We start from the raw sequence: 15,085 nt of genomic DNA, 5'->3' as shown, positions 1-15,085 counted from the left end.
GTCAGTCCAGCGTGGGCATGAAATAGCAGGTCAGGGGTTCCTGGTCCGTGAGGGGCCACCCAGTTGGTGATCCCTTTGTGATACGCGAGTGATACGGCGCAGCCCCGCCGGGGACCGCTGAGGGGACTCTGCGCGGAGCCGTGAGACGGCGAAGCGGCAGCGGAGCGTTCTACTGCCGCTTCGCCGTGAGATCGGCTGCGCTGCCGCGCACGATGAGGTCGGCACCTTATGTGTTCCGGGCTCCTTTGGCGCGTGCGGCGTGCAGCTGCTTTGCGATCGCACTCGCCCAGCAGGTCCGGAAGCTGAAGGAACTGCGGGCCGCCGATGCCCGACCTTGGTCCGCGCACTGCCTACACAAGCCACCAGGGTCCGAGTCCCTACCCCCACACCGTCAGCTGACCTCCCGTAAGGCCGTTCCTGCTCATCGACCCAACGGGCGGTCACCACCTGGACGGTCGGGGCGTGGTCTTGCTTCATGCCTCGGGCGTGACCAGAAGGTGTGCCAGCCCCGCCTCTTCAGGGGTGGCGGCCCATGTGGCGAGGAGTTTGAGAGCGTCTTCGCTGACGGAGCCGGGTGGCGCGCTCATGACGCCGAGCGTGAGGCCGGGTCTGGCGGGGAACTGCATGGCGTCGAAGTCGAGTGCGAGATCCCCGACGGCCGGGTGGTGGAACTGTTTACTGCCCGAATGGTGCAGGCGCACGTTGTGCTTTGCCCAGGTGGTACGGAACTCTTCGCTGCGCGTCACCAGTTCGCCGATGAGGTCGGTCAGCCTCTTGTCGTGCGGAGCCATTCCGGCCTCGGTATGCGCAGGGCGACTGTGTTGTTCATGGACTCGTCCCAATTGCAGCCGAAGAACTCGCGCCCCCTGGGGTCGAGAACTTGAACCGGGCGATGTTCGCGGGCGTCTTTTCCCGCCGGAGAACATGGGTGCGTACAGGGCGAAGCCGAGCGGATTGGCGGCGACGATGTCGAGGCGGACGATGGCGGGCACGTCCGTCATCGCGGCCAGGGCCCGCTGCACGTTCGCTGTGATCTGCTGTCGGTCGGAGGGCCGACGGCGTCGCGGGCCAGAGTTCGAGGCGAGCGCCAGATCGCGCAGATGCGCGCGCTCTGCCGCATCGAGCTGCAGGGCTTGAGCGAGTGAGTCGAGGACTGTGTCGGAGACGCCCTTGAGGTTGCCGCGCTCCAGGCGGACGGAATAGTCGATGCTCACCCCTGCGAGCAAGGCCACCTCTTCGCGCCGCAGACCAGGCATTGGTCCGGACACGGCCGTCACTTTGCTGATCACGGTGGGGGACATCCCGGAACGCCTGGGTAGTGAGGCGTCGTTCGCGGCGCTCTGCGGGGGCAGCCCGGTCGAGCGTTCCTCGGGCAGTCGGCAGTACCGTCGCCTCAGCCGGGGCGGCGACCGGCAAGCGAATGCGGCTCTGCACCGGATTGCGCAGACTCGCCTGCGCGTCGACCCGCGCACCTACTGCGAACGTCGCAGCAAGGAGGGCAAGACCCGGCGCGAGATAGTCCGAAGCCTCAAGTGCTATGCGGCCTGCGAGGTCTTCCACCTGGTCAGGACGGTACCCAGCGTCCCCTTTGCAGGGGCAGTTGTGTCAGGCGTCCGCCGCGTACCGCCAGAACTCCCTGATCACCGGTGCCGGCACGGGACCCATCGCTGCTACCTGAGTCAGCAGGATGGTGACCGCACCCGTGGCCGGGACGACGTGCGCCGCTGTGCCCGTGCCGCCGATCCAGCCGTAACGGCCGGGCACATTCCACGGGTTGGACCGGTCGATGTCGACCGAGCCGCCGAAGCCCCAGCCCTGGCCCTCCAGGAACAGTCGGCCGATGTCGCGCTGGGCCGGATTAGTATGGTCGGTGGTCATCATGCGTACGGAGTCGGCCGACAGCACCCGGCGGCCGTCGGCCGCCATCCCGCCGGCCAGCAACATCCGGCAGAAGGCCAGCCAGTCGTCGGCGGTCGAGGCCAGCCCGCCATTGCCGAGCGGTAGCGCGGGCAGGCTGCTCCACTCGCCGTCCGGGCCGTCGGCGAGTTCCAGGCTGCCGTCGTCGCCTGGCCTGTAGAAGCTGGTGAACCGGTCCCGCTTGGCGGCCGGCACCTCGAAGCCGGTGTCCACCATGCCCAGCGGCCCGAAGATCCGCTCCGTCAGGAACTCCGGCAGCGGCTGTCCGGTGACCCGCGAGATCAATACCCCTTGCAGGACGGAGCAGGTGTCGTACAGCCAGGCAGCGCCGGGCTGGTACAGCAGCGGGATGCGGCCGAGCGCCGCCATCCACTCGTCGGCCGGCGGGAAGTTGCTCGGCACCCGGCCGTCCTTCTGCACCGTGAACAACTCCTGCACCGCCGGCAGTGTGAAGTCGGAGGGGAATCCGTACCCGGCCTGGGAGGCCAGCACGTCGAATACGGTGATGGGCCGGTCGGCCGGCACCACGTCGTCCACCGGGCTCGCCGGCGTGCGTACGACGACCGGCTTCCCCAGCTCCGGCAGCCACATCCCGATCGGGTCGTCCAGTGCGATCGTGCCCTCCTCCACGAGGATCAGCAGGGCGGCCGCGGTGACGGACTTGGTGATCGAGGCGCCCCGGAAGATGGAGTCCCTCGCCATCGGGGCGCCGCCACCGGCGTCGTGCGCGCCGACGGCCGCCACCTCGACCTGGTCACCCCGGGCCACGAGGCCAACGGCTCCCGGGAGCGTACCGGCACCAACGTGGGCTTCGAGCAAGTCGTGCAGGGTCGTCATGAGGCTGCCTTCCAGAAGCTTGCTGTCGAAAGACAGACTCCCGCACAGGCCAGGAATCATCACTGCTCGGCTTGCCGTGCACGTCGGTCTTGCCTGTGCAGCCAGCGCCAGGACGTGGAACCGGTCGGGGCGGGCGGCCTGTGATCTCGCCGGCGGCCAACCGCGGCGGCTGCGTCCGTCTGCGGGAGGCGACGCTGGAGAATGCCGACGACACCGTGCTCGCCCTCGTCGTCGATGACCGTCTGATCGTCCTCGCCCAGCGGCGTTCAGACGCACCTGACCGGATTCGAACCGATCACGGGATCGATGTCCGGCCGTTGGGCGAGCCAACTGTCGCGTCCTGCTTCTCAATGGCCGGACCGGTGCCGGGAGGCAGCCGATATCACTGGCGGCACGCTGCTGACCAGTGCATCTGCTTCTGTGTTCAGGTCGCTTTCAGGTTCGGTCCTGCCTCGGGCAACTCCCGTACTGGAAGCGCCAAAACCCTGGCAAAGGGGTCTGGGGCGAGCACTGGGCACCGTGTCATGGTGCCTGTCATGTCGACTGATCACCTCACTCACAACCGGCCCGTGGGCCACATCCGTCACGCGGCGAGCAAGGTGCCGGAGGTGACTGTCTACTTCTGGATCATCAAGGTGCTGACCACCGGGATGGGCGAGACGGCGTCCGACTTCCTGGCCCACCTGGTCGGCCCGATCCCCGCTGTCGGCCTCGGCGGCATCGCCCTGGTGGCCGCTCTGGCGGTGCAGTTCGCCGTCCGTCGGTACGTGGCCTGGGTCTACTGGACGGCGATCGTCATGGTCAGCGTGTTCGGCACCATGGCCGCCGACGTCCTGCACGTCGGCCTCGGCGTGCCGTACACGCTGTCGACCCCGTTCTTCATGGCCGCGCTGGCCGCCGTCTTCGCCCTCTGGCACCGCAGCGAGCGCACCCTGTCCATCCACAGCATCCACACCCGGCGCCGCGAGAGCTTCTACTGGGCCGCCGTGCTGGCCACGTTCGCTCTCGGAACCGCCGCCGGCGACCTCACCGCCACGATCGGCCTCGGCTACCTGGGCTCCGCCGTCCTGTACGCAGCTGCGATCGCCGTTCCGGCCGTCGCCCATCGGTGGGGGAGCCTGAACGCGGTGGCCGCGTTCTGGGCCGCGTACGTCATCACCCGCCCGCTCGGTGCCTCTGTCGCCGACTGGATGGCCCTCGGCCACGGCAGGGGCGGACTCGACCTGGGCCTGGGGCCGGTCACGCTGTCCTGGACGGTGGCCATCCTCGGCTTCGTCGGCTACCTGGCCGTCTCCCGCAAGGACGTTCAGCGCGACATCACGCCATGACACGCCGGTGGCGTCGAGTGCGGCGCGGTCACCCGGCGGGCAGGCTGACCACGAACCGTGCCCCGGGCGGGTGCCCGGGATCGTAGGTCACCTCGCCGCCGACGGAGCGGGCCAGGCGTCGCGCCAGCGGCAGTCCCAGGCCCGCTCCGCTGTGTCCGTCGCCGGGATCCGCGCGTCGGCCGGGCTCGAAGAGTTGTCCGGCGAACGGGGGCGGTACGCCGGGCCCGTCGTCGATGACGTCGACGCGTACGCCGTCGGGTGCGCGACAGCACGGATGGCGATGGAGCGGGCGTAGCGGCAGGCGTTGGTCAGGAGCGGGCTGACGATGTGTTCCAGGAGGGTGGGTGGGACTCCAGCCTCCAGAAGCGGGCCGTCAACGGCGATCGTCAAGTGCTGCGACGTGTTGAGGACTTCGGTGAGGCGTCGCAGCGCGGAGAGGATCTCGGCGGGGCCGGGAGCGGTGAGTGTGCCACTGCGGGCCGTCGTCGAGGAGGGTGTCGCAGATGTGCGCAGGGTCTGGGCGGCTTCCGTGGTCACCTTGTGGGTGGCGTGGGTCTCGTCGGCGGTGCGGGGGCGGGTCCGCCACCAGTCGAGTTCGGCGATGATCCGGCTCAGGGGTATGCACAGCCCGTGCGAGAGTTCCCCGGTGAGCTGCCGCTCGTGGCGCAGGAGGGTGCGGCTGCGGTCCAGTATGGCGTCCAGTGATGTACCGAGGCGCGCGAGTTCGGCCGGGTGCCGGGTATGGCCGAAGCGTTCTTCGGAGGCGACGGCGCTCCACTGGGTGGCCTGGTCGGTCATCGTGCGGACCGGGCGCAACGCGCGGCCTACTGCCAGCCGGGTCAGGGCGTAGGTGCAGGCGAGCATCATGACGTCCTGCGCGAGCGATCCCAGGAGCAGGGTGTCGGCCGAACTCCGGTAGGGGGAGAGGCCGAGCGCGGTGACCACCAGGGCCCCGCTCTTGTCCGTGGACACCGGCTGCGAGCACAGCCGGAGAGGGCTGTCCACGTCGGCGGTGACGCACCGCCGCCCGCCGCGCCCGGTAAGGGCGTCGGCGACGCGGGTGAGGCGGCCGGCGTTCGGCGGCTCTTTCAGCAGGCGTCGGCCGGCGTAGATCCACGCGTTGGTGTCGAGGAGGGCGTCGTTGGACGTTTCCAGGACTCGTACGGTGGTGCCGGTGGTGTCGGTGGTCGTCGCGACGGAGGCGCGGGTGCACAGTTCGTCGTCCGCCTGGTGCTGGAGGCGGTGCTGGGCCACGGCGTTGAAGGCGACGGTGAGGACCAGCATCAGTAGCGCGGCCGTGGTGAGGGCCACCAGGGACAGCCGGCCGCGCAGAGTTCGGGGTGCCAGACGGTGGAGGACACCGGTCACGGCGGGCCGTAGCCGGTGGCGGAACCCGCTCATGACAGGCGGTGGCCGACCCCGCGGGCAGTGCCGATCGTCCGGTCGCTGCCCGCCTCGCGCAGCTTGCGTCGCAGGCGGGTCAGATACTGGTCGAGGGTGTTGTCGTGCACGTGGGCACCCTCCGGCCAGGCCGCCCGGACCAGCTCGCAGCGGCGCACGATGCCGCCGGAAGCCGCCATGAGCGCCGCCAGGAGGCGGAACTCGGTCGGTGTCAGGTCGACTCGGATGCCTCGGACGCTGACCGTGTGCCGGATGGCGTCCAGTGCCAGATCTCCCGCTGCGGCAGCGGGTGGCGGTGCGGCCCGTTTGAGGGCTGCGCGCAGGCGGGCTGCGAGTTCGGCAAGGTGGAACGGCTTGGGCAGATAGTCGTCGCCTCCGGCCGAGAACCCGGACAGCCGGTCGCTCAGCCGGTGGTGGGCGGTCAGGAAGATGACGGGGGAGAGGAATCCGTTCGCGCGCATCGCCTGGCACACGTCCCTCCCGTCGGCGTCGGGCAGCCCGATGTCGAGCACGGTGGCGGAGATGTCGGGGGTGGCCAGTCGTAGGGCGGTGGCACCGTCCGGTGCGGGCACGGGGTCGAAGTCCTCGTCGCGCAGTCCGCGCATCAGCACGTCACGCAGGGCGTGATCGTCCTCGACGACCAGGATCGTCTGACGCATGGTCCTCCCTCTGCTCTCGTGCCACGTCCGTCTGTTCCGCTGCCGTGTGCGTTCGGCCCCCTGCCGTGCTGCCCGTCGGTTCTGCCGTCCCGCGCGCCGAGTCCGTGTCCGTCGCGCCGGGGGCCCAACGGTCGGGGAGCCAGCGGGCCACGGCGCTCAGGCACAGGCCGAGCCACCCGAGGGCGAACAGCCAGCCGCCGACGACGTCGGTGAACCAGTGCACCCCGAGGTAGACGCGGGTCAGCCCGACCGACGCACCCCAGCCGCCGATGACCAGGGTGAGCACAGTCCTGCCACGCGGGCCGCGTATGCGGATGGCGATGATCAGCAGTCCCGCGGTGAGGGCCGCCGTGGTGGTGTGACCGGACGGGAACGCCCATCCCGAGGCATGCGCCGCCCAGTCCGTCAGGGGCGGTCGCGGCCGGGTGACGAGTGCCATCACCGCGTACCGCAGCGCCTGGCCCGCACCGAGGCAGCCCAGACAGAGCGCCACGGCGAGCGTGCGCTGCCGTGGGGTGCGCCCCGCGATGAGCGCGGCCAGCACCGCCAGCGCGTACGGGACGGCACCGGTCCCGGTGTCGGTCAGCCCGCGGGCGAGCGCCACCGCCACGTCGGGCCGGTGGCCGACGGACCACGAGAGGAGGTCGGCGTCCGCGAATAGCGGTGTGCCGTCGTGGCCCACTACGACCATGGTCAGCACGCCGAACGCCGTCCACGCTCCGAGCCCGCAGCTGCCGGCCAGTTCGGCGGCCTCGCCGCGCTTCACGACACCACCAGCAGCGGACGCAGACGGGTGGCCGCGAGCCGCAGGGCTGCGGCCTCCGCACGCCCGCGCAGTGCCGACATGAGGAGCAGGGCGGCCACGGCGCCCACCACGACCCCGGTCAGCACGTCGTGGGGGTAGTGCGCGCCCACCCAGACACGCGAGACGGCCATCGCGCAGGCGGCCACCACGGCGACCGCGCCGAGTCGGCGGGAGACGAACAGCAGGGCGACGGCCGCCGCGGCGGCGATGGCCGCGTGGTTGCTGGGGAAGGACCAGTCGCCAGGTGCCGGACACGCCTCCAGCGTGGTCACCCGCAGGCTCTGGCAGGGCCGGTCCTCGCGCACCAGCAGCTTCAGTACCGCGTCCACACCGAAGGCCACGACCACGACGAACGGCACGGCGAGCGCCGTCACCGAGGCGGTGGCGCCCACACGCCGGGCGCGCCACCAGCCGACGGCCATGAGCACCGCGAACAGGGCGAGCCCGTACGTCGACCAGGCCGACACCGTGTCGTCCAGCCAGACGGGGGAGCTCCTGGCGAGGTTCACTACGTCGGTGTAGGCCGAGCCGTCGACCGACGAGCCGTCAAGGGCGATGATCATCCGCGTGCCTCCTTCGCCTTCGCGTCCCGGCGCGAGCGGTATACCTCGGAGGCGACCGGAATCAGCGAGAGGCCCACGATCACCGCGACCATCGGCAGCAGATAGCGGTCCACATTCGGCACGGAGGAGCCCAGCGCGTAGCCCGCCAGGGTGAGCCCCAGGCTCCACACCAGCCCGCCGGTCACCTGCCAGACGGTGAACGTGCGAACCGGCACCCGCAGGGCGCCCGCCATCGGGTTCAAAACCGTGCGCACCACCGGAACGAAGCGGGCCAGGACGATCGCCTTCGCGTACCCGTAGCGCTCCAGCAGCTCCTCCGCGCGTCTCGCCCCCTCGTGCAGGCGGGCCGAGCGGCTGCGGGAGAGCAGGGCGCCGCCCGCTCGACGGCCCAAGAGGTATCCGCACTGTGAGCCGGCCAGCGCTCCCACCGCCGCGGCGACCAGGAGCGGGGCGAGTGACAGCTTCAGGCCGCTCCCGGCGGTGCCGGTGCACAGCAGACCGGCCGTGAACAGCAGCGAGTCGCCCGGGAGGAAGAAGCCGATGAGCAGACCGGTCTCGGCGAACAGGACCACACCCACGCCCAGCACGCCGAACGCGGACAGCAGCGACCGCGCGTCCAGCACATTGACGGCGAGCTGCGACGATAGATGCATGGCTGTGGTCATCGTCGGGGGCTCCTTCATCGTTCTTCCGGACTGTCGGATGCGGCGGAACGGTGGCGCGGCGGCATCCGGCGACTGACTACAATCCTGTAGACGGTCTATTGAACTGTAGACGATGGCGGAGTGAGGAACGTTCCATGACCGACGCGAGGGGCGAGAGGCGGCCGGCAGGCGAGCTTGAGGCCGCCGTCATGGCCGCGCTGTGGGCCGCCGGGGCTCCGCTCACACCAGGGCGGGTGCGGACCGAGCTCGGCTCCGGCCTGGCCCGGACGACGGTGGCGACGATACTGACCCGTCTGCACGAGAAGGGCGTCGTCGACCGGGAGCGGCGGGGCCGCGGCTACGCCTACTTCCCCGTCCAGGACGCGCCCGGCCTTACAGCCCGGCGCATGCACACCGAACTCGACCGGGATGCCGACCGGGAGACGGTCCTGGCCCGCTTCGTGGCTCAGCTCAGTCCCGGCGACGAGCAGCACCTGCGCCGGCTGCTGGAGGGTGACGAGCGATGACCGCTCTGCTGCTCCTCCCGCTGATCCTTCCCTTCCTCGCGCCGACGCTGGCCCGCCGAACCCTCGACCGACTGGCCCCCGCCACCGCACTGTGGGTCCTCACCGCCTCGACCCTGGCGCTGGCGGGAGCCTGCGTCGCCGCCCTGGGGGCCCTCGTCCTGACCGGACTGCTCACACTCCCCGCCTTCACCCCCCTCGGTGAGCTCGTCCACCCCCTGCGGACCGCCTCGGACTACTTCGTCCTCCCCGCCGCCACGGCGGCCACCGGGGTGCTCACCCTCAGCGTCTGGACCCTCGTGCGCTCAGCCTTCCGGCAGACCCGCGCCTTCCGCGCAGCCCGTACGCAGGCCGACCGCCGCCCCGCCGCAGGTGACCTGTGCGTGATCGAATCGCCCGATCCGGACGCGTACGCTCTGCCCGGCCGGCCCCACCGCATCGTCGTCACCACCGCCATGCTGCGCAGTCTGGGATCTGCCGAGCGTGAGGCCCTCTTCGCCCATGAACGCGCTCACAACCGCGCCGGCCATCACTACTTCCTGGCCGCAGCCGAACTCGCCGCCCACTGCCACCCCGCCCTGCGCGCCACCCGCGCCACCATCCGGTTCGCCGCCGAGCGGGCTGCCGACGAGGTCGCCGCCGAGGTCACCGGAGACCGGCGCCTGATCGCTACGGCCATCGCCCGCGCCGCCCTCGCCGGAAATGCCTCCCCTTCCACCCGACCGGACTTCGCACCCGCGGCGACGACCGGACCGGTGCCGCAACGCGTCGCGGCGCTTCTCGCACCCCCCCGGACGCGCCTGCGGACCACCCGTCGTACCGCGTTCCTCCTCGTGGCCTGCACGGTCCTGTCCGTCGTCGCCGGGGCGGCAGGCGTCGTCGACTTGCACCACGAGGTCGAGGTCGCCCAGGGCGAGGAGGCTCCCTGACCGGTTCGGCCCCGGAGGCCCTCCGCCGGATGCGCAACCGGCCCGCCGCGTGATCATCCTCAGGCGAGGACCGGCTCCGGCAGCCGGAGCAGGTCGCCGGTTGCGTCTGCGGCGCCCAGCGCGGTGAGGGCGCCGAGCGCCAGAACGGTCACCGCCAGCGGCCACCGGGCGCGGCGGTCTGGAGGGCGGCGACATGGCGGGAGACCGCGAGGTCGCTGAAGCCGAGTCCGTGCGGCGGCTTCCGGCGGCGGCCGCGAGCGCTGCCCGAGCGAGGGCGCGGGCGGTGGACACGCGGCCCCCGACCGCCTGGCGTATCTCCTTGCCAGTGGCGCCGCCGTACTGCTGCCCCACCCCGGGGGGTCTGGGTCCGCTGGACGCGGCGCTCGTGCTGACGCTCACCGCGGCAGGGGTGCCGGGAGCCGCGGCCCTGTCGGCGGCCTTCGGCTACCGGCCGCTGACGGCCTGGCTGCCGCTGTTCCCCGGCCTACTGGTGCTGGGGCTGCTGGTTCGCCGCTCCGTCCTGCGATGCGGGCTGGTGCCAACGGAATGCGTGATCCACGTCGACCCTGCCGGCGCCCCTTGCCGTCCTGGCGGCGCCTGGTGAGTTGTACCCCAGCGCGAGCTCTGGTCTCGCTGGTCCCGCCTTTCCCCCGCCGCACGTCATGACGAGCGCCTTTCTGGGGCCTCTATGCCGCAGGCGCTGGGAGGACGCCTGCTGTGACGGCTGTGGGGCTGACGAATACGGAACGCAGCGCAGCTGGCCACGTAGTACCGCGGTACCACGCGCCCGCCGCGGTTCAGCCTCCCGGTACCACCGGATCCGGGTGATTCGGCGCCTAGCGTTGCCGGTGAGGCGTCCGAAGTGACGGACGCCGGAGCCCGACAGGGAGAACGCGAATGATCGACGCACGGCGGTTGACCAAGAGGTACGGCGAGAAGACGGCCGTCGACGGGCTGGACTTCGTGGTGAAGCCCGGTACGGTGACCGGCTTCCTGGGACCCAACGGCGCGGGCAAGTCCACGACCATGCGCATGATCGTCGGCCTCGACGCCCCGACCAGCGGCTCCGTCACCGTGAACGGCCACCACTACGCCCGCCACCAGGCCCCGCTGCAGGAGGTCGGCGCCCTACTGGAGGCCAAGTCGATCCACCCGGGCCGCTCGGCGTACAACCACCTCAAGGCACTCGCGCTCACCCACGGCATTCCCGGCAGCCGGGTCGACGAGGTCATCGGCCTTGCCGGACTCGACAGTGTGGCGAAGAAGCGCGCCGGCGCCTTCTCCCTCGGGATGGGCCAGCGGCTGGGCATCGCGGCGGCGCTGCTGGGCGATCCGCAGACGGTGATGCTCGATGAGCCGGTCAACGGGCTGGACCCGGAAGGAGTGCTCTGGATCCGCAACCTCCTGAAAGGGCTCGCCGACGAGGGCCGGACGGTGTTCGTGTCCTCCCACCTGATGAGCGAGATGGCCCTGGTCGCGGACCACCTCATCATCGTGGGACGCGGGCGGCTGCTGGCCGACACGACCGTGGCAGACCTGATCCGCGAGGCCGGCGGGGACACGGTGAAGGTCGTCACCCAGGATCCGGCACGGCTGCGGGACGTACTCGCCGGGCCGGACGTCGATGTCACCGGCCGGATCGGTTCCGAGGAGCTGCAGGTGACCGGGCTGACCGCCCGCGAGATCGGGCTGAGGGCCGCCGAACACGGCATCGCGCTGTTCGAGCTGAGCGCGCGAAGCGTCTCGCTGGAGGAGGCGTTCATGGACCTGACCAGGGATGCCGTGGAGTACCACGGCACCACGACCGGCATCGACACCCTCGGGAGGCCCGCATGAGCACCCTCACCGCGACCGCGGAGGAACCCAGGATCACGTCCGTCCGCCCCGCCTACCGGGTGACAGGAAGGCGCGTGCTCGCCTCCGAGTGGGCCAAGCTGTGGTCCCTGCGCTCGACCTGGATCACCCTGGGCCTCGGCCTGCTGTTCCTGGTGGCCTTCGGCCTGATCTCCGCGAGCCGCTACAAGTCGGGGATGGACTCCGGCCACATGGACCGGGACTTCGCCGACTCGACGGCCGTCAGCCTGTCCCTCTTCGGTACGAACTTCGCCCAGCTCGCCCTGGGCGTGCTCGGCGTGCTGGTCACGGCGGGAGAGTACTCGACCGGCATGATCCGCTCCACGCTCGCGGCGGTGCCCCGCCGGCTGCCTGTGCTGTGGTCGAAGGCGGCCGTGTTCGGGCTGGTCGCACTGGTCGTGGGGACGGTGGGTGGGTTCGTCGCCTTCCTGTTCGGCAGTGGAATCGTCTCGGGCACGCCCGCGGCGATGAGCCTCTCGCACGCCGGTGTACTGCGGAGTCTGCTGGGCGCCGGGCTCTACCTCGGCCTGGTCGGGGTGATCGGCGTGGCGCTGGGCGCGCTGCTGCGGTCCGTGGCCGGGGGCATCTCGGTGCTGGTGGCGGCTCTGATGCTGATCCCGGGGCTGGTCTCCCTGTTGCCGAGTTCCTGGCGGGACGACATCAGCCCCTACCTGCCGTCCAACGCGGGTGAGTCGATGTTCGCGCTGACCCACGACTCGACGTCCCTGTCGCCGGGCGCCGGACTGCTGGTCTTCCTGTGCTGGACGGCGCTTGCGCTGGGCGGCGCGGCGTACCGGCTCGCGCGCACCGACGTCTGACGCCCGCACCATGGACAGGTGACGTCCGTGACCACCGATGACATCAGCGGTATGGGACCGCTGGTCGCCCGGCTGTCCCGGGGCGGCCAGCGGTTGCGGCAGGCCGACCGGACACATCCCTGGGTGCTGGACACCGTGGTCGTGGCTGTGGTCCTCCTGATGTTCTGCCTGCCCGACCTGCTGCGCGACGGTGTGGACGACGGCGACGGCCCGCGCCGCTTCCGGCTCGCCTTCACCGAGCTGCCCCTCGCGGGAATGCTGGCACTGCAGGCAGGACTCGTGCTGCCCTTGCTGTGGCGGCGGCGCAAGCCCATGGTGGCTTTCGGGGTCATCGCCGCGGTGTTCGTCCTCCAATGGTCCCTGGGCGCGGCGCTGCGCGCGGACGTCGCGCTCTTCGTCGCCCTGTACAGCCTGGCCCTGCACGGTCGGCTGCGGCAGCTGCCGTGGGCCTGCGCGGCCATGGCGGGAGCCATGGCGCTGGTCGCGGTCCGCGCGTCCTTGGCCGTCTCCGTCTGGGACGCGCTGTTCTTCCTGCTGAGCACGGCGACGGCGGCCGTGGCACTCGGCCTGATGGTGCGGATTCGCCGGGCCCAGCTGGCCGGTCTGCGGGAGCGGGCGGCCCGGCTGGAGATCGAGCGCGACCAGCGCAGCAGACTCGCGGCCGCCACCGAACGCACCCGGGTCGCCCGCGAGATGCACGACATCGTCGGCCACAACCTGTCCGTCATCATCACGCTCGCCGATGCCGGTGCCTACGCCACGGACGTCGCCCCCGAACGGGGCAAGGAAGCCCTGCAGCTCATCGGCGACACCGGCCGGCAGGCCCTCGGCGAGCTGCGGCGCGTGCTCGGCGTACTGCGCGAGGCCGGGGACGGCCCGGTCGGCGGGCCCGAGCTCAGCCCGCAGCCCGGCATCGCGGACATCGGCGCGCTGTGCGCCACGGTGCGCGCCGCCGGACTGGAGGTCGTCTACCGGACCTCCGGCGACGTCGAGGCCCTGGACGGCGGGGTCCAGCTGACGGTGTACCGCATCGTCCAGGAAGCCCTCACCAACACCATGAAGCACGCCGCCGACGACGCCCGGGTGCACCTGGCGGTCGCCGTGACGGACACCCGGCTGAGCATCCGGGTCCAGGACACCGGCCCGGCCGCACAGCCGGGACCGCCGAACGAGGAAGGGCACGGCCTGGTGGGCATGCGAGAAAGAGCCGCTCTGTACGGAGGCACCGTCAGCGCGGGGCCGACGGGCGGCGGAGGATGGAGCGTCGAAGCCGTCCTCGACCTCACGCCCCGGGGCGGTGACCGGTGACCACTGTCCTCATCGTGGACGACCAGCCGCTGCAACGCTACGGCTTCCACCTGCTCCTGGACTCCGTCCCCGAGACCGACGTCGTCGGGGAGGCCGCCCACGGCGCGGAGGCCGTCCGCAAGGCCGCCGAACTGCGCCCGGACGTCGTCCTGATGGACGTCCGCATGCCCGGCATGGACGGCATCGAGGCCACCCGCCGCATCGTCGCCGCCGGCGGCCGTTCACGCGTCCTCGTACTCACGACGTTCGACCTCGACGAGTACGTCCACGCCGCGATCCGGGCAGGGGCCAGCGGCTTCCTCCTCAAGGACGCGCGCCCCGACGAGCTCTTCGCGGGGATCCGCGCCGTCGCCTGCGGCGACGCCGTGATCGCGCCCACCCTCACTCGCCGCCTCCTGGACGAGTTCGCCCAGTACGTCCCCGCCCACCGGGGTGACGCCGCCGAGGACCCGAGGCTCGTCTCCCTCACCGACCGCGAGCGGGAGATCCTCGTCGCCGTCGGCAAGGGCTGGACCAATGGCGAGATCGCCGCCCGGTTCGTGCTCTCCGAGTCGACCGTCAAGACCCACGTCGGCCGCGTCCTGGCCAAGATCGGGGCCCGCGACCGGATCCAGGCCGTGATCTTCGCCTACGACCACGGCCTCGCCCGGCCCAACGCGGACTGAACCCGATGAGCGGCGGCCGGGAAGACCGGCGGCCTGCTCGCTGCTGCCGCGCCGCGGGGCCCGTCAGAGTTCCAGGCGGTAGCCGTGCCCGCGCAGGGTGGTGATGCGGGGCAGGCTGACGGGCGGGACCGAGGCGCCGGCGGCCTGCGCGAGGCGTCGGCGCAGGCCGGCCATGGTGACGTCGAGGGTCTTGGTGGAGCCGAACCAGTTCTCGTCCCAGACCTCGGCCATCAGGGTCTCCCGGGAGACTGCCTCCCCAGCATGCCGGGCGAGGACGGCGAGCAGGTCGAACTCCTTGGGACGCAGGTCGATGTCCGCGTCGCGCAGTGTGCAGCGTCGGGCCACGGCGTCGAGGACGAGGTCGGCCAGCCGGACGGGTTCCTGCGGTGGCGTGGCGACGACCCGGCGGCGCAGATGGGCGCGGAGCCGCGCGAGCAGCACGGTCAGGCTGAAGGGCTTGACGAGGTAGTCGTCGGCCCCCGCGTCCAGCCCGGCGATGACGTCGATGTCGTCCGTGCGGGCCGTCAGGATGACGATCAGCAGGTCCGGGTGCCGGGCGCGCACGGCGCGCGCGACGTCCAGACCGTCCATGTCGGGCAGTCCCAGGTCGAGCAGCAGCACGTCGTACGGCGCCCGCGTGGCCTCGGCCAGCGCTGCGGAGCCCGTCCGGCTCCAGGTCGGTGCGTAGCCGTTGCCACGCAGGCCGGTCTCCAGGTGGCGGCCGATGGTGTCGTCGTCCTCGACGACGAGGACGCGGTGACGGCTCGGATCGGCGGTCGCGTGCGTACGCATGCTGGACAGCGTAGGAGCGGGTGACGCGCGCGGCCCGTCCG

The 15,085-nt window shown here is 71.5% G+C and carries 15 protein-coding genes and 2 pseudogenes; 9 read left to right on the top strand and 8 right to left on the bottom strand.

What is annotated here, in order from left to right; genetic code table 11:
• Positions 1-473 precede the first annotated feature (473 nt).
• A complete protein-coding gene (locus ACZ4N4_RS09710; protein WP_467587674.1) occupies positions 474-1,256 on the bottom strand; it encodes a helix-turn-helix transcriptional regulator in 783 nt (260 codons plus the stop codon).
• Here ACZ4N4_RS09710 and ACZ4N4_RS09705 point away from each other — a divergent pair.
• Positions 1,252-1,575, top strand: a pseudogene (locus ACZ4N4_RS09705) (transposase); the annotation flags it as partial. The gene ACZ4N4_RS09710 and the pseudogene ACZ4N4_RS09705 overlap by 5 nt on opposite strands.
• 30 nt (positions 1,576-1,605) lie before the next feature.
• Here the strand turns inward: ACZ4N4_RS09705 and ACZ4N4_RS09700 are convergent.
• Complete coding sequence (locus ACZ4N4_RS09700) at positions 1,606-2,754, bottom strand: serine hydrolase domain-containing protein (RefSeq protein ID WP_467586350.1); 1,149 nt, start codon at positions 2,752-2,754, stop codon at positions 1,606-1,608.
• A 536-nt stretch (positions 2,755-3,290) separates the two neighbouring features.
• On the opposite strand from ACZ4N4_RS09700, the gene ACZ4N4_RS09695 reads away from it, so the two are divergent.
• Entirely contained in the window at positions 3,291-4,082 is a 792-nt protein-coding gene (locus ACZ4N4_RS09695; protein ID WP_358496232.1) for a COG4705 family protein, read from the top strand.
• A 28-nt stretch (positions 4,083-4,110) separates the two neighbouring features.
• Here ACZ4N4_RS09695 and ACZ4N4_RS09690 read toward each other — a convergent pair whose 3' ends face one another.
• The 5 genes from ACZ4N4_RS09690 to ACZ4N4_RS09670 all read right to left on the bottom strand — a co-directional run bounded on the left by ACZ4N4_RS09690 (position 4,111) and on the right by ACZ4N4_RS09670 (position 8,193).
• A complete protein-coding gene (locus tag ACZ4N4_RS09690) occupies positions 4,111-4,317 on the bottom strand; it encodes a sensor histidine kinase (protein ID WP_402087835.1) in 207 nt (68 codons plus the stop codon).
• A gap of 1,162 nt (positions 4,318-5,479) precedes the next feature.
• The gene (locus ACZ4N4_RS09685; RefSeq protein ID WP_358496229.1) at positions 5,480-6,142 is read right to left on the bottom strand and encodes a response regulator transcription factor; all 663 of its coding nucleotides are present in this window, start codon (positions 6,140-6,142) and stop codon (positions 5,480-5,482) included.
• Positions 6,096-6,908, bottom strand: a complete 813-nt coding sequence (locus ACZ4N4_RS09680; protein ID WP_467586347.1) for a phosphatase PAP2 family protein — start codon at positions 6,906-6,908, stop codon at positions 6,096-6,098. Before ACZ4N4_RS09680 ends, ACZ4N4_RS09685 begins: the two co-directional genes overlap by 47 nt.
• On the bottom strand, positions 6,905-7,510 hold the full coding sequence (locus tag ACZ4N4_RS09675; protein WP_467586345.1) for a phosphatase PAP2 family protein: 606 nt from the start codon (positions 7,508-7,510) through the stop codon (positions 6,905-6,907). Before ACZ4N4_RS09675 ends, ACZ4N4_RS09680 begins: the two co-directional genes overlap by 4 nt.
• Positions 7,507-8,193 (bottom strand): DedA family protein, encoded by a 687-nt coding sequence (locus tag ACZ4N4_RS09670; RefSeq protein ID WP_467586343.1) that lies wholly within the window; start codon positions 8,191-8,193, stop codon positions 7,507-7,509. Before ACZ4N4_RS09670 ends, ACZ4N4_RS09675 begins: the two co-directional genes overlap by 4 nt.
• Positions 8,194-8,309: 116 nt before the next feature.
• Here ACZ4N4_RS09670 and ACZ4N4_RS09665 point away from each other — a divergent pair, with 116 nt between their 5' ends.
• The 7 genes and pseudogenes from ACZ4N4_RS09665 (at position 8,310) to ACZ4N4_RS09635 (ending at position 14,252) form a co-directional block, all read left to right on the top strand.
• A complete protein-coding gene (locus ACZ4N4_RS09665; protein WP_467586340.1) occupies positions 8,310-8,681 on the top strand; it encodes a BlaI/MecI/CopY family transcriptional regulator in 372 nt (123 codons plus the stop codon).
• A complete protein-coding gene (locus ACZ4N4_RS09660) occupies positions 8,678-9,607 on the top strand; it encodes a M56 family metallopeptidase (protein WP_467586337.1) in 930 nt (309 codons plus the stop codon). Before ACZ4N4_RS09665 ends, ACZ4N4_RS09660 begins: the two co-directional genes overlap by 4 nt.
• A 306-nt stretch (positions 9,608-9,913) precedes the next feature.
• A pseudogene (locus ACZ4N4_RS09655) lies at positions 9,914-10,130 on the top strand (lysylphosphatidylglycerol synthase domain-containing protein); the annotation flags it as partial.
• A 374-nt stretch (positions 10,131-10,504) separates the two neighbouring features.
• The gene (locus tag ACZ4N4_RS09650) at positions 10,505-11,443 is read left to right on the top strand and encodes an ABC transporter ATP-binding protein (RefSeq protein ID WP_467586334.1); all 939 of its coding nucleotides are present in this window, start codon (positions 10,505-10,507) and stop codon (positions 11,441-11,443) included.
• Positions 11,440-12,279 (top strand): ABC transporter permease, encoded by an 840-nt coding sequence (locus tag ACZ4N4_RS09645; protein ID WP_467586332.1) that lies wholly within the window; start codon positions 11,440-11,442, stop codon positions 12,277-12,279. Before ACZ4N4_RS09650 ends, ACZ4N4_RS09645 begins: the two co-directional genes overlap by 4 nt.
• 27 nt (positions 12,280-12,306) lie before the next feature.
• A complete protein-coding gene (locus ACZ4N4_RS09640; protein WP_467586329.1) occupies positions 12,307-13,587 on the top strand; it encodes a sensor histidine kinase in 1,281 nt (426 codons plus the stop codon).
• Positions 13,584-14,252, top strand: coding sequence for a response regulator (locus tag ACZ4N4_RS09635; RefSeq protein WP_467586326.1), 669 nt, complete (start codon positions 13,584-13,586; stop codon positions 14,250-14,252). The genes ACZ4N4_RS09640 and ACZ4N4_RS09635 overlap by 4 nt, the downstream gene beginning before the upstream one ends.
• A gap of 63 nt (positions 14,253-14,315) precedes the next feature.
• Here the strand turns inward: ACZ4N4_RS09635 and ACZ4N4_RS09630 are convergent, their stop codons facing one another.
• The gene (locus tag ACZ4N4_RS09630) at positions 14,316-15,044 is read right to left on the bottom strand and encodes a response regulator transcription factor (protein WP_467586324.1); all 729 of its coding nucleotides are present in this window, start codon (positions 15,042-15,044) and stop codon (positions 14,316-14,318) included.
• Between the last annotated feature and the right edge of the window lie 41 nt (positions 15,045-15,085).

The organism is Streptomyces sp. NPDC026538, from assembly GCF_055567535.1.
This window is presented reverse-complemented; position numbering and strand designations above follow the sequence as displayed.